The sequence below is a fragment of the Bradyrhizobium sp. SZCCHNRI3043 genome, assembly GCF_032377735.1.
In the GTDB taxonomy this organism is placed as follows: Bacteria; Pseudomonadota; Alphaproteobacteria; order Rhizobiales; family Xanthobacteraceae; genus Bradyrhizobium.
The window spans coordinates 126,331-146,739 of the sequence record NZ_JAUHID010000011.1 but is presented as its reverse complement, the minus strand read 5'-3'; the positions used below and the strand labels follow the sequence as shown (position 1 = coordinate 146,739).

19 protein-coding genes and 1 pseudogene are annotated in these 20,409 nt (G+C 66.1%); 11 read left to right on the top strand and 9 right to left on the bottom strand.

Annotated elements, in window-relative coordinates:
• Window positions 1-55: 55 nt before the first annotated feature.
• Window positions 56-976, top strand: coding sequence for a LysR family transcriptional regulator (locus QX124_RS21590; RefSeq protein ID WP_315755203.1), 921 nt, complete (start codon window positions 56-58; stop codon window positions 974-976).
• A 476-nt stretch (window positions 977-1,452) separates the two neighbouring features.
• On the top strand, window positions 1,453-2,826 hold the full coding sequence (gene ppsR, locus QX124_RS21585; RefSeq protein ID WP_315785537.1) for a transcriptional regulator PpsR: 1,374 nt from the start codon (window positions 1,453-1,455) through the stop codon (window positions 2,824-2,826).
• Window positions 2,827-2,831: 5 nt separating this feature from the next.
• Here the strand turns inward: ppsR and QX124_RS31920 are convergent.
• The 4 genes and pseudogenes from QX124_RS31920 to hutI form a co-directional block, all read right to left on the bottom strand.
• Window positions 2,832-3,038: pseudogene (locus QX124_RS31920) on the bottom strand (magnesium chelatase ATPase subunit I); the annotation flags it as partial.
• 38 nt (window positions 3,039-3,076) lie between these two features.
• Window positions 3,077-4,747 carry a urocanate hydratase gene (hutU, locus tag QX124_RS21575; protein WP_315798217.1) on the bottom strand — a complete coding sequence of 557 codons (1,671 nt, stop codon included), beginning with the start codon at window positions 4,745-4,747 and terminating at the stop codon, window positions 3,077-3,079.
• A gap of 9 nt (window positions 4,748-4,756) precedes the next feature.
• Complete coding sequence (hutH, locus tag QX124_RS21570; RefSeq protein WP_315798216.1) at window positions 4,757-6,304, bottom strand: histidine ammonia-lyase; 1,548 nt, start codon at window positions 6,302-6,304, stop codon at window positions 4,757-4,759.
• Entirely contained in the window at window positions 6,301-7,515 is a 1,215-nt protein-coding gene (gene hutI, locus QX124_RS21565; RefSeq protein ID WP_315798215.1) for an imidazolonepropionase, read from the bottom strand. The genes hutH and hutI overlap by 4 nt, the downstream gene beginning before the upstream one ends.
• 91 nt (window positions 7,516-7,606) lie before the next feature.
• On the opposite strand from hutI, the gene QX124_RS21560 reads away from it, so the two are divergent.
• From QX124_RS21560 to QX124_RS21535, 6 genes are all read left to right on the top strand, one after another.
• Window positions 7,607-8,965, top strand: a complete 1,359-nt coding sequence (locus tag QX124_RS21560; protein WP_315733755.1) for a formimidoylglutamate deiminase — start codon at window positions 7,607-7,609, stop codon at window positions 8,963-8,965.
• The gene (gene hutC, locus QX124_RS21555; protein ID WP_315778113.1) at window positions 8,962-9,699 is read left to right on the top strand and encodes a histidine utilization repressor; all 738 of its coding nucleotides are present in this window, start codon (window positions 8,962-8,964) and stop codon (window positions 9,697-9,699) included. The genes QX124_RS21560 and hutC overlap by 4 nt, the downstream gene beginning before the upstream one ends.
• Window positions 9,700-9,826: 127 nt before the next feature.
• On the top strand, window positions 9,827-10,771 hold the full coding sequence (locus QX124_RS21550; RefSeq protein WP_315798214.1) for an ABC transporter substrate-binding protein: 945 nt from the start codon (window positions 9,827-9,829) through the stop codon (window positions 10,769-10,771).
• Between the two features lie 130 nt (window positions 10,772-10,901).
• Window positions 10,902-12,059: an IS481 family transposase gene (locus tag QX124_RS21545; protein WP_315798213.1), complete on the top strand. Its 1,158-nt coding sequence runs from the start codon at window positions 10,902-10,904 to the stop codon at window positions 12,057-12,059.
• Window positions 12,060-12,245: 186 nt separating this feature from the next.
• Window positions 12,246-13,019 (top strand): ABC transporter permease, encoded by a 774-nt coding sequence (locus QX124_RS21540; RefSeq protein WP_315798237.1) that lies wholly within the window; start codon window positions 12,246-12,248, stop codon window positions 13,017-13,019.
• Entirely contained in the window at window positions 13,016-13,801 is a 786-nt protein-coding gene (locus QX124_RS21535) for an ABC transporter ATP-binding protein (RefSeq protein ID WP_315798212.1), read from the top strand. Before QX124_RS21540 ends, QX124_RS21535 begins: the two co-directional genes overlap by 4 nt.
• Before the next feature lie 16 nt (window positions 13,802-13,817).
• Here the strand turns inward: QX124_RS21535 and QX124_RS21530 are convergent, their stop codons facing one another.
• Both QX124_RS21530 and QX124_RS21525 read right to left on the bottom strand, forming a co-directional pair.
• Window positions 13,818-14,129 carry a DUF190 domain-containing protein gene (locus QX124_RS21530; RefSeq protein ID WP_315733763.1) on the bottom strand — a complete coding sequence of 104 codons (312 nt, stop codon included), beginning with the start codon at window positions 14,127-14,129 and terminating at the stop codon, window positions 13,818-13,820.
• A gap of 11 nt (window positions 14,130-14,140) precedes the next feature.
• On the bottom strand, window positions 14,141-15,124 hold the full coding sequence (locus tag QX124_RS21525) for a sodium-dependent bicarbonate transport family permease (RefSeq protein ID WP_315798211.1): 984 nt from the start codon (window positions 15,122-15,124) through the stop codon (window positions 14,141-14,143).
• A 158-nt stretch (window positions 15,125-15,282) separates the two neighbouring features.
• On the opposite strand from QX124_RS21525, the gene QX124_RS21520 reads away from it, so the two are divergent.
• Window positions 15,283-16,140 carry a LysR substrate-binding domain-containing protein gene (locus QX124_RS21520; protein ID WP_315785518.1) on the top strand — a complete coding sequence of 286 codons (858 nt, stop codon included), beginning with the start codon at window positions 15,283-15,285 and terminating at the stop codon, window positions 16,138-16,140.
• On the opposite strand, the gene QX124_RS21515 is transcribed toward QX124_RS21520, so the two are convergent.
• A complete protein-coding gene (locus QX124_RS21515) occupies window positions 16,079-16,381 on the bottom strand; it encodes a hypothetical protein (RefSeq protein ID WP_315785515.1) in 303 nt (100 codons plus the stop codon). The genes QX124_RS21520 and QX124_RS21515 overlap by 62 nt on opposite strands.
• A gap of 17 nt (window positions 16,382-16,398) precedes the next feature.
• Entirely contained in the window at window positions 16,399-17,160 is a 762-nt protein-coding gene (locus tag QX124_RS21510; protein WP_315785512.1) for a DUF899 domain-containing protein, read from the bottom strand.
• An 86-nt stretch (window positions 17,161-17,246) separates the two neighbouring features.
• Between QX124_RS21510 and QX124_RS21505 the strand changes: the two genes are divergently transcribed.
• Together QX124_RS21505 and QX124_RS21500 are read left to right on the top strand one after the other, a co-directional pair.
• Window positions 17,247-18,467 (top strand): helix-turn-helix domain-containing protein, encoded by a 1,221-nt coding sequence (locus QX124_RS21505; RefSeq protein WP_315733773.1) that lies wholly within the window; start codon window positions 17,247-17,249, stop codon window positions 18,465-18,467.
• A 33-nt stretch (window positions 18,468-18,500) separates the two neighbouring features.
• Window positions 18,501-19,145, top strand: a complete 645-nt coding sequence (locus QX124_RS21500; protein ID WP_315798210.1) for a PQQ-binding-like beta-propeller repeat protein — start codon at window positions 18,501-18,503, stop codon at window positions 19,143-19,145.
• A gap of 45 nt (window positions 19,146-19,190) precedes the next feature.
• Here the strand turns inward: QX124_RS21500 and QX124_RS21495 are convergent, their stop codons facing one another.
• Window positions 19,191-20,321, bottom strand: a complete 1,131-nt coding sequence (locus tag QX124_RS21495) for a hypothetical protein (protein ID WP_315798209.1) — start codon at window positions 20,319-20,321, stop codon at window positions 19,191-19,193.
• Window positions 20,322-20,409 lie beyond the last annotated feature (88 nt).

Genomic DNA, 20,409 nt, shown 5'->3' with positions numbered 1-20,409 from the left:
AGGGAAATTTCTTTATCTTTGGATCGACAAAAGTTTTCCTTATATCGGGGGTTCCATGAGCCGGCGCTTCTCACGCGACCTCACCATTCGCCAGCTGCGCGCGCTCGCAGCCGTGCAGGAGTCCGGATCGGTCACCTCCGCGGCCGGCCGTCTTCACCTGACGCAGCCTGCGGTCACGCTGCAAATTCGCAACCTTCAGGAGCTCGCCGGCCTGCCGCTGATCCAGCGCACCACCGACGGCATGATCCTCACCGAAGCCGGACGCAGCGTGCTGGCGCTGGCCGAACGCGTCGAGGCGGCGCTGCAGGATTGCGAGCAGGCGCTCGACATTTTGGCGGGGCGCAGCGGCGGCAGGGTCGCGATCGGCGCGGTCAGCACGGCGAAATATTTCGTTCCCTTCGCCATCGCGGAATTCTCGCGACGGTTCCCCAAGATCGACGTCACCCTGCGGATCGGCAATCGCGACACCATCCGCGAAGCGCTCAGAGGATACGATCTCGACATCGCCATCATGGGACGGCCGCCGGCGGACATTCCCGTCGACATGCGGCCGATGGGCAAGCATCCGCATGTCATCGTCGCGCCGGCGGGGCACCGGCTCGCGCGCCGAAAACGGATCGCGGCCGCAGAGCTCGCGGGCGAGGTGTTCATCACGCGCGAGAGCGGCTCGGGAACCCGCATGCTGATGGAGACCTTCCTGGAGAAGCACGGTCTGCATCTCAAGACCAGCATGGAGATGGACAGCAACGAGACCATCAAGCAGGCCGTCATCGCCGGCCTCGGCATCGCCTTCATCTCGCAGCACACAGTGTCGCACGAGCTCTCCGAGGGCCGCCTGGTCACCTTGAAGGTGCCCGGACTGCCCGTGATCCGGCAATGGCATGCGGTACGGCGCGCCGACAAGCTGCTGCTGCCGCCGGCGCAGGCCATGCTGGATTTCCTCGGCAAGGAGGGCGCACGGTTCCTGCCCCGTTGACGGCACGGTGAGGGACCGGCGTGGTGGCACCGTGCGCGCGCACTTCGATGTGCGCGCGCACCAGACCTCACGCGGCCTGCGCCAGCCCCATCTCGGCCCAGATCGCCGAGAGTGCCGTCGGCCGAAATTGCCAACACGACCGTCGCAACCCCACCCGCTCTCAGCATCCTGCGCTGTCCCGATTTTCCGAATCCTCGCGCAGCTATCCCTTACAGTGATTAGTGCAATGAATACTTGTCATGCCATGTGTCGGTGACATGATTGCTGAAAATGAGCGGTCAAGCCGCAGTTTGAACATGCGGCAGGCGCAGGGATACAGTTGGGAGTATGTGCTTGTAAATAAGCCTTGACACTGAGGGCGCAGCATGGACTGTCGAGTCTCTCAAGACGTTAGCGGGATGCGACCTAGCGCCTTCAAGATGCGCGCCGACGGCGTCGGCCGTGGTCCTTGAGCGTCTCCAACGGGTGCCTAGACCATGGCCGAATTTCACGGTCCACGCGCCGACGTGACATTACTGCTCGACATGGACGGCGTGATCCGTGAGGCGACGCTGTCTCCCAACATGTCATCCGAAAATGTCGACGTGTGGCTTGGCCGTCCCTGGTCCGAGATCGTCGACGGTGCGAGCGAGAAGATCGAACGCATCATGCAGGACACCAAGCGGACCGGCATTTCCGCATTCCGCCAGATCACGCAGCGCTTCCCCAGCGGCCTCGAACTTCCGATGGAATTCACGACTGTACTGCTCGGCGGTCGGGCTGGCATGCTCGCGATCGGCAAGAACCTGCAGGCCGTGGCCGAGCTGCAGGCCCGGCTGATCTCGGCCCAGCAGACCATCGAGCGCGACTATTGGAAGCTGCGCGAGATCGAAACGCGCTACCGGCTCGTGATCGAGGATTCCAACGAGGCCGTACTGCTGACGAAGGTCCGGGATCTGCGCATCGTCGAAGCCAACCGGACCGCGGCCTCCGCGCTGGGGGCATCCGGCCGCCGCAGGGACAATCTGGTCGGCCGCGAGTTTCTGCAGGAGATTCCAGCCACTGACCGCGAGCTGGTTGAACAGATGCTGAGACGCGTGCGCGACCAGGGCAAGGCGCCCGGCATCGTGGTCCATCTCGGCGCAGAGGCCGTCCCCTGGATGCTCAGGGGATCCCTGATGACCAGCAATACCGGGCCGATGTTCCTGCTGCAGATGGCGCCGATCGGCAAGGCTGCGCAGCCTGGCCTCGTGCCGGACAATCCCGAAGCGCTGATCGACAGCCTCCCCGACGCCGTCATCAGCATCGACGGCGGCGGTGCCATCAAGCGCGCGAATCGCGCGTTTCTGGAACTGGTCGAGATCGGGTCGACGGAGGCGGTCATCGGCGAGAAGCTGAGCCGCTGGTTGACGCGCCCGGGCGCCGACCTTTCGGTCCTGATCTCCAACGTCGAGCGCCACGGCACCGTTCGGCTGCTATCCACGACCATCCAAGGCGAGCTCGGCACCGAAACGGAGGTCGAGATCTCGGCTGCGGCCTATGGTCTGGACGGCCATCCCCGGATTGCGCTGGTGCTGCGCAACGTCGCCAGGCGGCTGTTGCCGACTGCGGAGCATGACAACCTCAGGGTCGCGCTGGCCGCCCTGAACGAATCCGTCGGCAAGACTCCGCTGCGCAAGCTGGTGAAGAGCACGGTCGAGGTCGTTGAACAGCATTACGTCCGTGCGGCGCTCGAGCTCGCCAATGGGAATCGGACGTCGGCCGCCGAAATTCTTGGTCTCAGCCGCCAAAGCCTTTACGCCAAGCTCGATCGGTATGACCTCAGCCAACCAGAAGAAAGCGACGACGAGGAAACCGAAAAGGGGAGCTAGTTGCCCGCTGCGAGCGCGCGGACCGCGGTCGACTTGCCGGCGCCGCGATCGCCAAAGGCCAGCACGCCGCCGACCTTCGGATCGACGACAGCGATCATCAGCGCCAGCTTCATCTCGTCCTGGCCGACGATGGCCGAGAACGGAAGGCGATCCCCATGAGCTTCCCGTGCGCCGCGACGAGTTCCCTTCGCGTTGTCAGCATGAGATCGCAATCAGGGGCCGCACTTCAACCCGTGAGGAATGCACGCCCTCAGCGTGCCAGGCTCGGCAGGTCGAGGCCGTAGGCCTCGGCGCACGCGATCGCGTCCTCGTAGCCGGCATCGGCATGGCGCATCACGCCGGTGGCCGGATCGTTCCACAACACGCGCTCCAGCCGCCGCGCCGCGTCCGGTGTGCCGTCCGCCACGATCACCATGCCGGCATGCTGCGAATAGCCGATGCCAACCCCGCCGCCATGATGCAGCGACACCCAGGTCGCACCGCTCGCGCAATTCAGGAGCGCGTTGAGCAGCGGCCAGTCCGACACAGCATCCGAGCCGTCCTTCATCGCCTCAGTCTCGCGGTTCGGGCTCGCGACCGAGCCGGAGTCGAGATGGTCGCGCCCGATCACGATCGGCGCCTTCAATTCGCCACGGGCGACCATCTCGTTGAACGCAAGCCCGAGGCGATGACGATCGCCGAGCCCCACCCAGCAGATCCGCGCCGGCAGCCCCTGGAACTTGATGCGCTGCCTCGCCATGTCGAGCCAGTTGTGCAGGTGCTTGTTGTCCGGCAGCAGCTCCTTCACCTTGGCGTCGGTCTTGTAGATGTCTTGCGGATCGCCCGACAGCGCAGCCCAGCGGAACGGACCGATGCCGCGGCAGAACAAGGGACGAATATACGCCGGCACGAAGCCCGGAAAATCGAACGCGTTGGCGAGGCCCATGTCCTTCGCCATCTGGCGGATGTTGTTGCCGTAGTCGAGCGTCGGAATGCCCATGGCGTGGAAATCCAGCATCGCCTGGACGTGGCCGACCATCGAGGTCTTGGATGCCTGCTCGACCGCCTTCGGGTCGGAGGCACGCTTGGTCTCCCATTCGGCGAGCGTCCAGCCCTTCGGCAGATAGCCGTTGATCGGATCATGCGCGCTGGTCTGGTCGGTGACGATGTCGGGGCGCACGCCGCGGCGCACGAGCTCCGAGAAGATCTCGGCAGCATTGCCGAGCAGGCCGACCGAGACCGCCTTCTTCGTCGTCGCGGCCTCCGCCATCAGCGCCAGCGCCTCGTCGAGCGTGGCGGCCTGGCGATCGAGATAGCCGGTGCGCAGCCGCATCTCGATGCGGCTCGGTTGGCATTCGACGGCGAGCATCGAGGCGCCAGCCATCGTGGCAGCCAACGGCTGCGCGCCGCCCATGCCGCCGAGGCCGGCGGTCAGGATCCACTTGCCCGAGAGATCGCCGTCGTAGTGACGTCGACCGACTTCGACGAAGGTCTCGTAGGTGCCCTGCACGATGCCCTGGCTGCCGATGTAGATCCAGGAGCCGGCCGTCATCTGGCCGTACATCATCAGGCCCATTTTATCGAGCGCGTTGAAATGATCGAGCGTCGCCCAATGCGGCACGATGTTGGAGTTGGCGATCAGGACGCGCGGCGCATCCGGATGGGTGCGGAAGATGCCGACCGGCTTGCCGGATTGCACGACCAGTGTCTGATCCGCCTCCAGCTTGCGCAAGGATTCGACGATGCGATCAAAACTGTCCCAGTCGCGCGCGGCGCGGCCGATGCCGCCATAGACGATCAGTTCGCTCGGCTTCTCGGCCACATCAGGATCGAGATTGTTCATCAGCATGCGCAAGGGCGCTTCGGTGAGCCAGCTCTTGGCGCTGATGTCGCTGCCAATGGGGGCGCGGATCACCCGCGCATTGTCCAGGCGTCGGTTCATGGGTCCCTCTCATCCAAGCTTGGGAAACGGATCGCGTCCGAGTGCATGCGTTGCAACCGTGGCCAACACACCGCCACCGACGAGCGCGGCCGCCTTGGCGAGATCGTCGGCCATGTAGCGGTCGTTCTCCAGCGCCGGCACGTGCACGCGCAGCGCACCGATGACGGCCGACAGCGCCGCGCTGGTGTCGTGCGGCGCTCGCAGCTCGATGCCTTGGGCGGCGACGAGCAGCTCGATGCCGATGATAGCAGCGAGATTGTCGGCCATGTCGTGCAGCCGCCGCGCCGCATGCGCGGCCATCGACACATGATCTTCCTGGTTGGCGCTGGTCGGCGTGGAGTCGATCGAGCATGGCAGCGCGCGCTGCTTGTTCTCGGCGAACAAAGCCGCCGCCGTCACCTCGGCGATCATGAAGCCGGAGTTCAGTCCCGGCTCCGGCGTGAGGAACGGCGGCAGGCCGAAATTCAGCGCGGGATCGACCAGCGTGGCGATGCGCCGCTCGCTGATCGCGCCGAGCTCGGACAGCGCCAGCGCGATCTGGTCCGCAGCGAACGCCACCGGCTCGGCATGGAAGTTGCCGCCGGAGATGATCTCGCCGGTCCCGACCAGCACCAGCGGATTGTCGGTGACGGCATTGGCTTCGGTCACCAGTGTGCGCGCCGCCTGCGTCAACAGATCGAGCGCGGCGCCTGCGACCTGCGGCTGGCAGCGCAGGCAATACGGATCCTGCACGCGTTCGTCGCCTTCCAGATGCGACAGGCGGATGGCGCTGCCATCGAGCAGCTCCGTCAGCACGCGGCCAGCTTCGATCTGACCGGGATGACCGCGCAGCGCCTGGATCTCGGGGCGGAACGGCGCAGTCGAGGCCATCGCGGCATCGACCGACAGCGCGCCGGCCACCAGCGCGGCGTTGAGCAGATCATGCGCGCGCAACAGGCCAGCGAGCGCATAGGCCGTCGAGAACTGCGTCCCGTTGATCAGCGCGAGGCCTTCTTTCGGCCCGAGCGTGACCGGCGTCAGGCCGGCGTGCGCCAGCGCCTCGCGCCCGGGCACCAGCCGGCCATCGTGGAAGGCCTGGCCCTCGCCGATCATGACCGCCGTCATGTGCGCGAGCGGCGCCAGATCGCCGGAGGCGCCGACGGAGCCCTGCTGCGGCACGAACGGAGACACGCCGTGCGCCAGCATCGCCTGGAGCTGCTCGATGATCTCGCGCCGCACGCCGGAAGCGCCGCGGCCGAGCGAGATGATCTTCAGCGCCATCATCAGCCGCACAATTGGTTGCGGCGTCGCCGGACCGACGCCGCAACAATGCGAGAGGATCAGGTTGCGCTGGAGCTGCGCGGTTTGGTCGGGCGGGATGCGCTTCGAGGCCAGCTTGCCGAAACCGGTATTGATGCCATAGACCGGCTCGGCGCCTTGCGCCGCCTTGGCGACGATCGCGGCCGCCGCATCGATATCAGGCCAATAGGAAGGCTCGAGCACGACCGCAGCTCCCGCATAGATCTGCGCGAGATCGTCGAGGCCGACGCGGCCGGGCGCCGCAATGATCGTGCTCATTGGCCCCTCCAGACACGCTGATGCAGCGGATTGAAGCCCATGCGGTAAACCAGCTCCGCCGGGCGGCTGATGTCCCAGATCGCGAGATCGCACCATTTGCCGGCGTCGAGCGTGCCGGTCTCAGCCGACAGACCAAGTGCGCGGGCGCCTTCGCGCGTCACTGCGGCAAGACACTCGTCGACGGTCATGCGAAACAAGGTCGCGGCCATGTTCATCGTGAGCAGCAGCGAGGTCAAAGGCGACGAGCCTGGATTGCAGTCGGTGGCGAGCGCGAGCTTCACGCCATGTTTGCGGAACAGCTCGACCGGCGGCTTCTGCGTCTCGCGGATGAAGTAGTAGGCACCGGGCAGCAGCACTGCGACCGTGCCGGCGCGCGCCATCGCGGCGGCGCCGGCATCGTCGGTGTGCTCGAGATGATCGGCCGAGAGCGCGCCGAATTCGGCGGCGAGCGCAGCGCCACCGAGATTGGACAGCTGGTCGGCATGCAGCTTGACCGGCAGGCCGAGCGCTTTCGCCGCGGCAAATACCCGCGACGTTTGCGCGTGAGAGAAGGCGATGTTTTCCATGAACGCATCGACGGCATCGGCGAGGCCCGACCTTGCGACCGCCGGCAGCATCTCATTGCAGACGAGATCGATGTAGCGGTCCTTGTCGCCGCCAGCCTCCACCGGCAGCGCGTGGGCGCCGAGAAAGCTGGTGCGCACGCCGACCGGCCGCCTGCTGCCGAGCGCGCGGGCTGCGGACAATTGCCGCAGCTCGGTTGCGGTTTCCAGGCCATAGCCGGACTTGATCTCGATCGTGGTGACGCCCTCGGCGAGCAGTGCATCGAGCCGCGGCAGAGCGCTTGCAACCAGCGCCTCCTCGCTGGCGGCGCGCGTTGCAGCGACGGTCGAGACGATGCCGCCGCCAGCGCGGGCGATCTCCTCATAGCTCGCGCCCGCCAAGCGCAGCTCGAACTCATGGGCGCGGTCGCCGCCGTAGACGAGATGGGTGTGACAATCGACGAGGCCCGGCGTGATCCAGCGGCCCTCGCAATCGATGCGCTCGGGCGCATCCGCATTGGCTGGAAAATCGGACTGCGGGCCGGCAAAGGCGATACGGCCGTCGCGCGCAGCCACCACGCCCTGCTCGATCACGCCGAGGCCCGGCTGCCCCTCGCGCAGCGTCGCGAGCCGCGCATTGTGCCAGATCCGATCGAAGCGCTCGGCCATGCTGCTGCCTCCCAACTTCACGAAAGCTTGACGGGCGATATGTCTATACATAAACTCGCTTCCGCCGTCCTGTCCAGCGGGCTTATCGATCATGGCGTCACTGCACTTCGCATCCGCGCTTCTGCCCAAGGGTTGGGCCGAGGACGTGCAGGTCGTCATCAGCAACGGCACAATCGCGTCGGTCACCGCGGGCGTGCCTCCGACCTCCGCCGACGAGCAACATGAGGTCGCGATCCCCGGCATCGCCAGCCTGCACAGTCACGCGTTCCAGCGCGGCATGGCAGGGGTTGCCGAGATCAGCGGTCCTTCCACCGACACGTTCTGGACCTGGCGCGAGACGATGTATCGCTTCGCGCTGGCGATGAGCCCTGACGATGTCGAGGCGGTCGCGACGCTGCTCTATGTCGAGATGCTGGAGCGCGGTTTTACGCGGGTCGGCGAATTCCATTATCTGCATCATGATCGCGATGGCACGCCTTACGCCGACATCGCCGAGATGGCGGTGCGCATCGCCGGTGCAGCTCAATCATCCGGCATCGGCCTGACGCTGCTGCCGAGCTTCTATGCGCATGGCGGGTTCGGCGGCGCCGCGCCGCATGAGGGACAGCGGCGCTTCATCTGCGATGTCGATCGCTTCGAGAGGCTGCTCGCGGCGTCGCGCAGGGCTATCAGCACTCTTGCCGGCGCCAATCTCGGCATCGCGCCGCACAGCCTGCGCGCCGTCGCGCCGGATGAGCTGAGCACGCTGTTGCCGCTTGCGGACGGCGGCCCGATCCACATTCACGCCGCCGAGCAGGTCAAGGAGGTCGAGGACTGCCTGGCCTGGTCGGCGCAGCGTCCCGTGCAATGGCTGCTCGATCATCATGCCGTCGATGCTCGCTGGTGCCTGATCCACGCGACGCACATGACGCCGGATGAAACGGCGGCACTCGCGAGCAGCGGCGCGACGGCCGGCCTTTGCCCCATCACCGAAGCCAGCCTCGGCGACGGCATCTTCCCGGCGCGCGACTTCTTGCGCGCGCGTGGACGCATCGGCGTAGGCACCGACTCGAACGTGCTGGTCGGCGTTAGCGATGAGTTGCGCCAGCTCGAATACGGCCAGCGGCTGACGCATCGCGAGCGCAACGTGCTGACGTCAAGTCCGGATGCGTCGACGGGCCGCACGCTTCTCGATGCCGCGCTCGCCGGCGGCGCGCAGGCGCTGGCGCAATCTCTCGCCGGGCTGCAGGTGGGCGGCCGTGCCGACATCGTCACGTTCGATCTGACGCATCCTTCGCTCGCGGGGCGGACGCAAGATGCGCTGCTCGACGGCTGGATCTTCGCGACGTCGAACGACGCGATCGACTGCGTCTGGGCCGGCGGCGCCAAGGTCGTCCAGGGCGGCCACCATCGTTCGCGCGACACGGCCCGGCGCGGCTTCAACAGAGCCGTGCGGAGGCTGCTCGCATGAGCCTCGCCGATGACAGCGCCAAGCAGGCAACCGGCACGCTCTACAAGACGATCCGGCAGGACATCGAGCGCCGCATCCTCACCGGCGAATGGCCGCCGGGCCATCGCATCCCGTTCGAGCACGAGATCATGGAGCACTATGGTTGCTCGCGCATGACCGTGAACAAGGCGCTGTCGGAGCTTGCCCAGGCCGACCTGATCGAGCGGCGGCGGCGCGCCGGCACTTTCGTGCGGCGACCGCAATTCCTGTCGGCCGTGCTGAAGATCCCCGACATCCGCGCCGAGATCGGCGCGCTCGGCCGCGCCTATGGCTACGAGCTGATCTCATCGACGCGCCGCACCGCCAACGCGGCCGATCGCGAGCGCCTCGGCGTCAAGACGCCATGCAAGGTGATCGCGATCCGCTGCCGGCACAGCGCCGACAATTTGCCATTCGCGATCGAGGATCGCCTGATCGACCTCGATGCCGTCCCCGACGCGGCCAAGGCCAATTTCAAGGTCGATCCGCCCGGCTCCTGGCTGCTACATCACGTGCCATGGACCGAGGCGGAGCATGCGATCAGCGCCATCGTCGCCGACGAGGCGATCGCCGATGGGCTCGACATCGCGATCGGCGCGCCCTGCCTCGTGATCGAGCGGCACACCTGGCGCAGCGGGCGCCCGCTCACGGCGGTGCGGCTGATCTATCCGGGCGAGCAGCACCGGCTGGTGGCGCGCTTCAGGGGCAGCGAATGAGACGCTCCTGCGCGCCCGGCCTGAGCACGAGATTTGCAAGCGCGCTTGCAGACGCAGGCGGATCGCGCAGCTTTTACGGCGCGCGAGCCGCGCGACCAGTTTCCTCCCACCGCAAAGGACGATGACGATGCGCAGATTCGGGCTACTCGCATTAACGGCCGCGCTGCTGGCCTCCACCACCGCTTTCGCCGACGACGTCAAGGTCGGCATCGGCATTTCCGGCTGGACCGGCTTCGCACCGCTGACCTTGGCGAAGGAGGCCGGCATCTTCAAGAAGAACGGCCTCGACGTCACCATCAAGAAGATCCCGCAGAAGGATCGCCACCTCGCGATCGCCGCCGGCGACGTGCAGTGCGCGGCAACTACGGTCGAGACCTGGATCTCCTGGAACGCCAACGGCGTCGCCACCAAGCAGATCTTCCAGCTCGACAAGAGCTACGGCGCCGACGGCATGGCCGTGCGCAACGACATCGCCGCGATCAAGGACCTGAAGGGCAAGACCGTCGCGGCCTCGGCGCCCGGTACGTCGCCCTATTTCGGGCTGGCCTGGATGCTGAAGAAGAACGGCCTGACAGTGAAGGACGTCACCATCGTGAACCTCGAGCCGGCCGCCGCCGCGCAGGCCTTCGTCGCCGGCCAGAACGATGCGGCGATGACCTACGAGCCGTATCTGTCGACGGTGCGGGCCGCGCCCGACAAGGGCAAGATCATCGCCACCACGCTCGATTATCCGATGGTGATGGACACGTTCGGCTGCACGCCGAAATTCCTGTCCGAGAACCCGAAGGCCGCCAAGGCGCTCGCCGACAGCTATTACGAGGCGCTGGACATGATCGCCAAGGACCAAGCCAAGGCCTATGAGATCATGGGCGCGGACGTGAAGCAGACGGCTGAGCAGTTCGGCAACTCCGCCAAATATCTGCGCTGGCAGGACAAGGCCGCGAGCCAGAAGTTCTTCGAGACCGAGTTCAAGACCTTCAACAAGGAGGCCGCTGAGCTCCTGCTCGAGGTCGGCATCGTCAAGCAGATCCCGAAAATCGACGACCTCTACGACGCGAGCTTCATCAAGTAGCTCGGAGCTAAGCTCTGAGTGATCCGTCATTGCGAGCGTAGTGTTTAGCCCGGAGACATGGCTGACGGGTGTTCGGAGACATGGTTGACACGTCAAGATCGGCTCGATTCGTCAAACGAGGGGGCGAACGATGCCGTGGCGAGAGGTGTCTGTCATGGACCAGCGGCGAGAGTTTGTGATGCTTGCCAAGCAGGAAGGAGTGAACCGGCGGAAGCTGTGTCGGCAGTTCGGCATCAGCCCCCAGACCGGCTACAAGTGGATCCAGAGGCATGATGGCGGCGATACGACGCTGGTGGACCGGTCGCGGCGACCTCATCGTAGTCCCGAGCGTACCTCGGCTATGACGGAGCAGCAGATTGTCGCGTTGCGCGATGCTCACCCGGCTTGGGGAGCGCGCAAGCTCGCACGGCGCCTTGAACGGGACGGGCAAGCTGTCCCGGCGATATCGACCGTGCACAACATCCTGCGCCGTTACGATCGGGTGACGGACCCTGGGGGCACGCCCGGGCAACCCTACAAGCGGTTCGAGAAGGATGCGCCCAATCAGCTGTGGCAGATGGACTTCAAGGGGCACAGTACGCTGGAGAACGGCGTGTCCTGTCATCCGCTGACGGCGTTGGACGACCACTCGCGCTTTTCCTTGTGCCTGGCGGCCTGTGACAACGAACGAGGCTCTACAGTCCAAGGACATTTGGAGACGACGTTCCGCCGCTACGGACTGCCGGATGCGATGTTCGTCGATAACGGCGGTCCCTGGGGCTTCACCCTTGAAGACCCTTGGACCAAGCTGACCGTCTGGCTTCTGAAGCTCGGCGTTCGAACGATCCATAGCCGGCCTTACCATCCTCAGAGCCGGGGCAAGAACGAACGCTTCCACCGCACCCTGAAGGCCGAGGTCTTTGCCTTCAGAAGGTACCGCGACCTCGAAGATGTCCAGCGGGCGCTCGACGAATGGCGAGCCGTCTACAATCTCGATCGGCCGCACGAGGCGTTGGACTTCAACGTGCCGGCAAGCCGTTATCGCCCCAGTCAGCGCACGATGCCGGATCGCCTTCCGGCGGTGGAGTACGACGAGGGAGAGCTCGTTCGTTCCGTCTCCACGACGAAAGCCTACGTCAGCTTCAAGGGACAGCTCTGGAAGGTCCCGCAAGCTTTTCGGGGGGAGCGGCTCGCTATTCGTCCGCTGAGTAACGACGGAAAATTCGGAATTTTCTTTGCCGCACATCAGATCGCGGCCATCGATTTGTGCGACCCGAATAGTGTCAACTATGTCTCCGAACAGGTGTAAGCTATGTTCCCGGGCTGAACAGTAGCGAAGCAATCCAGGGCGGGGTGCGACTCTGGATTGCTTCGTCGCTTCGCTCCTCGCAATGACGATGTGGAGAGATCATGCCCTCGTGAATTTATTCGAACCGACCACCAGCAGCCCGCGACACCGGGCGTACCGCCTCCACCACGAAAGCCTTTCTCCGTGATCCGACCTCTCGATCCCGTCAGCGCCAGGTCAAGAACAGCGCTCGGCCTCGGCTTCTTCGTCGTGTTCGTCGCCGCGTGGTCGCTGGCGACGTTCGGCGGCTATGTGCCGAAGACGTTCCTCGCCGATCCCCTGACCATGCTGCGCGAGGGCTGGGATCTGCTGACCAAGTTCGGCTTCCTCTATGACATCGGCATGACCGTCTGGCGTGTCGTCGGCGGGTTCGTGCTCGCGGCTGCCATCGCCGTCCCGCTCGGCCTACTGATGGGCGCCTACAAGCCGGTCGAGGCGTTCCTCGAGCCGTTCGTGTCCTTCGCGCGCTATCTGCCCGCCTCCGCTTTCATTCCGCTGTTGATCCTGTGGGCCGGCATCGGCGAGCTCCAGAAGCTTCTGATCATCTTCATCGGCTCGGTGTTCCAGATCATCCTGATGATCACCGTGACTGTCGGCAATACCAGACGCGATCTCGTCGAGGCTGCGTATACGCTGGGCGCCAGCGACCGCGGCATCATCGGCCGGGTGCTGCTGCCGTCCGCTGCGCCTGATATCGCCGAGATCCTGCGGCTCGTGCTCGGCTGGGCCTGGACCTACGTCATCGTCGCCGAGCTGATCGGCTCCTCCTCCGGCATCGGCCACATGATTACCGACAGCCAGGCGCTGCTCAACACCGGGCAGATCATCTTCGGCATCATCGTGATCGGCCTGATCGGCCTGATCTCCGACTTCCTGTTCAAGGCGTTCAACGCCTGGCTGTTCCCGTGGAAGCTCGCATGACCACGCTCGTCATCGATCGCGTCACCCGCACCTTCCCGGCCCGCCAGGGTCATGCCCCGACGCGCGCGCTGGAGCCGGTCGCGCTCACCATCGGCAACAACGACTTCGTCACCATCCTCGGCCCCTCCGGCTGCGGCAAGTCGACCTTGCTGCGCATCGTTGCCGGCCTCGACCATCCGAGCAGCGGCAAGGTACTGCTCGACGGCAGCGAGGTGACCGGCCCCGGCGCCGATCGCGGCATGGTGTTCCAGTCCTACACGCTGTTTCCCTGGCTCAGCGTGCGCGAGAACATCGCCTTCGGCCTGCGCGAGCGCGGCGTATCCGAGGCCGAGCGCAACGCGATCGCCGATCGCTTCATCCAGCAGATCGGCCTCAAGGGTTTTGAGAACCACTGGCCCAAGCAGCTGTCCGGCGGCATGCAGCAACGCTGCGCGATCGCGCGCGCTCTCGCCAACGATCCGAAGATCCTGCTGCTCGACGAGCCGTTCGGCGCGCTCGACAACCAGACGCGGGTGCTGATGCAGGAGATGCTGCTCGGCATCTGGGAGCGCGACCAGAAGACGGTGCTGTTCGTGACCCACGACATTGAGGAGGCGATCTTCCTCGGCAGCCGGGTGCTGGTGATGAGCGCGCGGCCCGGCCGCATCAAGGCCGACATCAAGATCGAGCTGCCGCATCCGCGCTCCTACAAGGTCAAGACCTCGCCGGAGTTCGTGGCGCTCAAGGAGCGGCTGGTCGAGGAGATCCGCGCCGAGGCGCTGAAGGTCGCGGCGGAGGCGTGAGCCCCGCCGCGCCCGATCAGAACCGCTCGGGCCTGACCACCTCGACATCGGACACGGTAACGAGGCCGATCTGATGCTGGACCACGGCAAAGACGGCGTCGAGCACGGCATCGACGCGGCCGCCATCGACGATGCACATGATGGCCGCCATCTGGCCGACCTCCGAGACCTGGCCGCCGGCCGACCAGGGGCCGGACTGGCCGCGCCCGGCGATCACCGGCAGCACGGAGTAACCGGTCACGCCGGCCTGATCGAAGCGCTCGGTGACCCGGCGCAGCAGCGGCATCTCGATGATCAGATCGATGCGCTTCTTGGCGAATGTCTTCATCGTCCCCTCCCTCATTTCACGGCGCCGGCGAGCATCGTCGCAGCGCCGATATAGAGCGGAATGCCGACCAGCAGGTTGAACGGAAAGGTGATCCCGAGCGAGAGCGTGAGCGGGATCGCTGCATTGGCCTCCGGCAGCGCCAGCCGCAGCGCGGCGGGCACGGCGATGTAGGACGCGGAGGCCGCGAGCGTCATCAGTACGGCGGCCGAGCCGGCCGATAGCCCGATGGCGCTCGCGAGCAGAGCGCCCAGCGCCGCGCCGACCAGCGGCATCAGCACGGCGAAGCTGCACAGCGGCACGCTGAGATATTTGCGGCCGTGCTGCAGGCCGCGGCCTGCAATCAAGCCCATGTCGAGCAGGAACACGCAGAGGACGCCTGGGAAGAGATCGACCAGGAATGGCTTCACCGTCGCGAGCCCCTTGGTGCCGGTGATCATGCCGACCAGGAAGGCGCCGAGCAGAGTGACCACCGAGCCGTTCAGCATCACCTCGCGCCACATCGAATGCCCGTCCCCCGTTTCAGTCTTGCGATGCGGACGCGCGAGCTGCAGTGCTGACACGATCGCGGGCGTCTCCATCGCAGCCGCGACCGCGACCATGTAGCCCGCGAACGGCAACGACACGAGATTGAGCGCGCCGGTGACGGCGGCAAATGTCACCGCCGAGATCGAGCCGTAGTGTCCGGCCACGGCCGCGGCGTCGACCGGCGACAGCCGGCTCATTCGCGTCAGCAGCAGATAGGCCAGAATCGGCGTGAAATATGACAGCAGGACGCCGGCGCAGATCGCGGCGACCAGATCCCAGCTCATGCCGTGATGCGCGACCTCGACACCGCCGCGGAAGCCGATCGACATCAGGAGATAGAGCGACAGCAGCTTCGCCACCGCCTCAGGCACGGTGAGATCGGACTTCGCCAGCGCGGCGGCGAGGCCGACCACGAAGAACAACACCATCGGCGACAGCAGATTCTGAAACGCAAGTTCGGTCAGCCCCATGAAGCCCTACTCCGCATCGGGCGGACGGCCTCTGGTGCCGGCCTCCGCCCTCCAAGGGCGCCACCAATGGGCGCCGGCCGCACTTGCAGCAAATGGCGATAATTTGTAAAATTGATAATTGAAACCTTTACCATTGTGTTTCTCAATCATGTCCGCCCATGCCGAAGACGTTGACCAATCTCGACATCGACCTCGTGCGCACCTTCGCGACCATCGCGCGGCTCGGCAGCTTCACCCAGGCCGCCGAGCGGCTCGGACGCCAGCAATCGACGATCTCGCTGCAGATCGGGCGGCTCGAAAGCGCGGTCAACGCCAAGCTGCTGGAGCGCTCGCCGCGCGCGGTGGCACTGACCACCGAGGGCAAGCTGTTCCTGGACTACGCGCAGAAGCTGCTCGACCTGAACGACGAGGCGGTGGCGCGGTTCGGCGAGCCGATGATGACCGGCGTGGTGCGGCTGGGGACGCCGGAGGATTTCGCGACCCGCCATCTGCCCGAGGTGCTCGCGCGATTCGCGCAGGCCTATCCGTCTGTCGCGCTCGAAGTCACCTGCGACCTGACGCTCAACCTGGTCGACCGCTTCCGCGCCGGCGATTTCGATCTGGTGCTGGTCAAGCAGGAGCCGTCGGTGCGCGCCAAGGGCCTGCGCGTCTGGCGCGAGCCGCTGGTGTGGGTGTCCGGCAGCCGCGACTTCCTGCATCACGGCGCGAAGGTGCCGCTGGTGGTGTCGCCGCCGCCCTGCGTCTACCGCAAGCGCGCCACCACGGCCCTCGACAGAGCGGGGAAGCCGTGGCGCATCTCCTACACCTGCGCCGCCTTGTCCGGCGCGCATGCCGCGGTCAAGGCCGGGCTCGGGCTCGCGGTGCTGCCGAAGGACATGGTGCCGGCAGGCCTGCACGTGCTCGACGGCCATGACCTGCCGGATCTCAAGGACACCGAGATCGCGCTGCTCGAGGTCAAGGGTCTGTCGCTGCCGGCGCAACGGCTGAAGCAGCACATCGTCCGCTCGCTCGAATAGCAACGTAGCGGCCGATGCGCTTCAACCATGGCACGAGGTGGAACGCGCTCATCAGCAAATACATCACCGTCATGTCGCCGAGCGGCGCGCCCGCCGGCATGGCCGTGCAGATCACGTCCGACCGGCCGTCACGCGCCATGGCGTTCAGCACGGCCATCAGCGCGAAGGTCGGCGCCGCAGCGAAGCGGAGACCATTGGCGATGTCGGGCATCGCGCGCATCCTGGAGTGGAAGAACGCCATGGCTTTGCTCCTGCGTGTCAGCGCTTGCCGTATTCGTCGCGGCGGCGCCACCACACGCCCTGCTCGTTGCGGCCCTTCGGTGCGCGATCGAGCCATTGATAGGCGCCCCACAGCCCATCGAGGCCGCGCGCATAGGCCGAATAGGTGTGATAGACGGCACCATCCTCGATGATGAAGGCGCTCATGCCCGGGCGATCACGCATGAAGGTCGCGCCATCCGTGCCGGTGCCGGCGGCGATCTCCGCCACCATCGCCGGCACGTCGCCAGCCCCGAGCGGAGGACTGGTGCGGTAGTTGTAGTCGGTGCCGCCCCGGCGCTGCTGCTCCTCGGTGATCGCGACGTTGAAGTCGAAGTTGAAGTCGCTGCTCGCCGATGACGCCCACGGGAAGGTCCAGCCCATCCGCGCCTTGTACGCCTTCAGCTTCGCCAGCGGCGCGCGTGACACCGCCCACAGCATCACGTCGTGATTGGCGAGATGGACCTGGAAGCCGTTGAAGCCGTCGGCAATCATCGAGCAGGACGGGCAGCCGGCCTGGAAGTCGGGTCCGAACATGAAGTGATAGACGAGCAGCTGCGAGCGCCCCCTGAACAGGTCGGGCAGCGCGGCGGGTCCGTCCTCGGTGTCGAAGCGATAGGCCTTGTCGACGCGCACCCATGGCAGGGCCTGGCGGCGCTCCGCCAACTCGTCGCTGCGGCGGGTGAGTTCCTTCTCGGCTTGCAGCAGGTCGAGCCGGGCCTTCAACCAATCTTCGCGCGTCCCGGTGATATGCATGGTCATGATCGTCATCCTTTTGCGTGTTGACCGCAGCTCAGACTAGGATCGGTACGGGAGGGGCCGGGAGTGACAAGTATGGCGGGATTTGCATGGACTCGCTGATCTCAGCGGCGGCGCAGGCACTCGCTGCGGGCGATCCGCTCGGCGCATTGAACCGGGTTGCGTTGCGCGATGATCCCCCGGCGCTGGCGCTGCGCGGCATCGCGATGGCGCGGCTTGGCGATTTCGGGCGCGCGAAGGCGCTGCTGCGGCAGGCCGCGCGAAGCTTTGGCCCCAAGGCAGTTCTGGCCCGCGCCCGCTGCACCGTCGCAGAGGCCGAGATCGCACTCGCAGCGCGCGATCTCGGCTGGCCGACCAAGTCGCTCGCAGCGGCGCGTGAGACCCTGGAGCAGCAGGGCGACCGCGCCAATGCCGCCTATGCGCGCAGCCTAGAGATCAGGCGCATGATTCTGATCGGGCACCTCGATGACGCCGAGCGCAGCCTCGCCGAGCTCGATCCCTCGCCGCTTCTGCCGGCCGCGCGCACGATCTACGAGCTGATCGTCGCCGGACTGGCCTTGCGCCGTCTACAAACAAAGACCGCGCGATCGGCGCTCGAGCGCGCGACGCGGTCGGCGCGGCAGGCCCGCATTCCGGAGCTCCAGGCGGAGATCGAGCGGGCCTCGTCGGCGCTGTCGGCGCCGGCCGCGCGGATGATCCTGCGCGGCGAGGAACGCCTGCTGCAGCTCGACGACGTCGAATCGCTGTTCCGGTCGGATGTGCTGATCGTCGATGCCTGCCGATTGGCGGTACGCCGGGCGAGCCAGATCGTGTCGCTGGCGCGGCGCCCGGTGCTGTTTGCACTCGCCCGGCGGCTGGCCGAGGGGGTCCCCGATGATGTGCCGCGGGCCGCACTGATCGCGCATGCATTCCGCGGCAAGGAAGCCGACGAGTCGCACCGCGCCCGCCTGCGCGTCGAGATCGGACGGTTGCGCCAGCTCCTCCATGGCCTGGCCGATATCAATGCCACGCGCGACGGCTTTGCCCTGGTGCCGTGTCGCGATCACGACGTCGTCGTCCTCGCACAGCCGATCGAGGACGACAATGCCACCGTGCTTGCTTGCCTCGCCGACGGTGAGGCATGGTCGAGCTCCGGCCTTGCGCTGGCGCTGGGCGCGAGCCAGCGGACGGTGCAGCGTGCCCTCGATGGACTGGCATCGTCCGGCAGGGTCCAGTCGTTCGGTCGGGGCCGCGCGCAACGCTGGACCTGCCCCGTCGTGCCGGAATTCGCGACCGCGTTGTTACTCCCGGCGTGGTCGTCGCTCGACTAGCGTGGGTCCATCGGAAAAAGTGGGATGGCAGACATGACACGAGCAACCGCAGAGATCATTCGCGAGTACGGCCCGTTCGACAACGCCGAGCGCGTCAACGGCGTCAGCTATGACGGCCGGCAGGTGTGGATCGCGACCGGCAACAGCATCAAGGCGTTCGATCCGGTCGACGGCGCGGTACGGAAGTCATTGGATATCCCCTCGCATGCCGGCACGGCGTTCGATGGCCGGCACCTCTATCAGATTGCCGAAGATCGCATTCACAAGGTCGATCCCGACAATGGCCGCGTGCTCGCGACGATCCCGGCGCCGTCGGGCGGCGGGGACTCGGGGCTAGCCTGGGCCGAGGGATCGCTCTGGGTCGGCGCCTATCGCGATCGCAAGATCCACCAGATCGATCCCGCGACCGGGCAAATCCTGCGCAGCATCCCGTGCACGCGCTTCGTCACCGGCGTCACCTGGGTCGATGGCGAGCTTTGGCATGGCACCTGGGAAGACGACGTCAGCGACATCAGGCGCATCGATCCCGCGACCGGCGAGGTGCTCGAACAGCTCGACATGCCCGCCGGCACCGGCGTCTCCGGCATGGAATCCGACGGCGGCGAAACGCTGTATTGCGGCGGCGGCGGCAGCGGCAAGGTCCGCGCCGTCAGGCGGCCGAAGCGGTCGCGAGGATGAGCCGGCAAATCGACCCGCGGACGGCGTAGCGAAGGGAAGGCAGCCCTATTTCCCGATCGACGTATAGGCCGCCTTGCGGAAGTTGGCGTTGGCTTCCTCGCGGGTCTGCAGCTGCTGGCCACCGCCGCCACCGACCGGCTTGGTCGGCGTGACCACCGAGAACAGGACGAAGCCGCCAGCCTTGCGCGGGAAGATGAAGTATTCGGCGATGTCCGACTTCTCGCTGTCCTCGCAGGAGGACATGCCGCGGAACACAACGGCGCTGTCGACCAGTTCGCTGTTGCGCGCCGAGATGAACTTGCCCTTGCAGTCGCGGGCATCGTTGCCGATGATCGTGGCGGCGACTTCGAGGCCGTCGACATTCCGCTGCGGCGGCACGATCCGAACGAACCCGGTGGCGTTGTCGGCCTTCCAGGCGACCCCGCCCGATGTCAACCACACTGGCCGTTCGCCCCCGCCCAGAATGGCCGGATGCGACAGCGCGGCTTTGAGAATGAAGTTGGAGGCGATCTGCATCGCTTCCAATTGCAACTCGGGAGAGTCCTCCGACGCCCGTACCGGCTGCGTGCTCGCCGTCGCGGTGGCGGCGGGCGGCGCTCCCTGACGTTGCGCCGAGGGAGCGCCGTGCTGCACGGTGAAATTCGTCGCGGCCGCCATTCCGCCGGCATTGATCATGCGCACGCAATTCGCCAGCGACGGCAGCAGCACCGACGTGCCGTTCAGATCGAACTGGAACAGATTGCCCTGCGCGAAGGCCGACATCGTCCGTGCCGCCCTGAACGCCTTGATCAGGCTGGAGTCGTTCGGCATCGGCACGACGACCATGTTGGCCGACCATACCGAGCCCTCGACATTGTAGGAATTGCGCCCGTCGAAGCTGAGCACGATGGGAAACTTCTGTCCCTGCGACAGCGACCAGCCGGGATGGATGAAGGCGAGAGCCCAGTTGAAGGTCGGCAGCGCGAGAACACCGAAATTGATGCCGCTCTTGTAGCTGGCGGAAGCGATGCAGCTCGAGAATTTTCCGGTGTTGTCGTCGGTGTAGGCGCCGCCCGACCAGCCCGCGACGGAGATGGAGCCGTAAGGCCCCTTCGCATGCGCAGGCTCATTCAACGCAGCTGTCGCCAGCGCCAGGAGCGAAAGCATCGTTCCAACGATCGTACGCAGCACCGTCATCCCAATTCCCCGTTTTCGCCGCATTGTTGCAATTCCCGCGGCTACGTCAAGTAGCAGCAAAGAACGTGCGACTACCCCAGGGATTGCG

Coding starts and splice junctions, on each gene's coding strand:
- QX124_RS21590 (WP_315755203.1), top strand. CDS start 56: ATGAGCCGGCGCTTCTCACGCGACCTCACCATTCGCCAGCTGCGCGCG.
- ppsR (WP_315785537.1), top strand. CDS start 1,453: ATGGCCGAATTTCACGGTCCACGCGCCGACGTGACATTACTGCTCGAC.
- hutU (WP_315798217.1), bottom strand. CDS start 4,747: ATGAACCGACGCCTGGACAATGCGCGGGTGATCCGCGCCCCCATTGGC.
- hutH (WP_315798216.1), bottom strand. CDS start 6,304: ATGAGCACGATCATTGCGGCGCCCGGCCGCGTCGGCCTCGACGATCTC.
- hutI (WP_315798215.1), bottom strand. CDS start 7,515: ATGGCCGAGCGCTTCGATCGGATCTGGCACAATGCGCGGCTCGCGACG.
- QX124_RS21560 (WP_315733755.1), top strand. CDS start 7,607: ATGGCGTCACTGCACTTCGCATCCGCGCTTCTGCCCAAGGGTTGGGCC.
- hutC (WP_315778113.1), top strand. CDS start 8,962: ATGAGCCTCGCCGATGACAGCGCCAAGCAGGCAACCGGCACGCTCTAC.
- QX124_RS21550 (WP_315798214.1), top strand. CDS start 9,827: ATGCGCAGATTCGGGCTACTCGCATTAACGGCCGCGCTGCTGGCCTCC.
- QX124_RS21545 (WP_315798213.1), top strand. CDS start 10,902: ATGCCGTGGCGAGAGGTGTCTGTCATGGACCAGCGGCGAGAGTTTGTG.
- QX124_RS21535 (WP_315798212.1), top strand. CDS start 13,016: ATGACCACGCTCGTCATCGATCGCGTCACCCGCACCTTCCCGGCCCGC.
- QX124_RS21530 (WP_315733763.1), bottom strand. CDS start 14,129: ATGAAGACATTCGCCAAGAAGCGCATCGATCTGATCATCGAGATGCCG.
- QX124_RS21525 (WP_315798211.1), bottom strand. CDS start 15,124: ATGGGGCTGACCGAACTTGCGTTTCAGAATCTGCTGTCGCCGATGGTG.
- QX124_RS21520 (WP_315785518.1), top strand. CDS start 15,283: ATGCCGAAGACGTTGACCAATCTCGACATCGACCTCGTGCGCACCTTC.
- QX124_RS21515 (WP_315785515.1), bottom strand. CDS start 16,381: ATGGCGTTCTTCCACTCCAGGATGCGCGCGATGCCCGACATCGCCAAT.
- QX124_RS21510 (WP_315785512.1), bottom strand. CDS start 17,160: ATGACCATGCATATCACCGGGACGCGCGAAGATTGGTTGAAGGCCCGG.
- QX124_RS21505 (WP_315733773.1), top strand. CDS start 17,247: ATGGACTCGCTGATCTCAGCGGCGGCGCAGGCACTCGCTGCGGGCGAT.
- QX124_RS21500 (WP_315798210.1), top strand. CDS start 18,501: ATGACACGAGCAACCGCAGAGATCATTCGCGAGTACGGCCCGTTCGAC.
- QX124_RS21495 (WP_315798209.1), bottom strand. CDS start 20,321: ATGACGGTGCTGCGTACGATCGTTGGAACGATGCTTTCGCTCCTGGCG.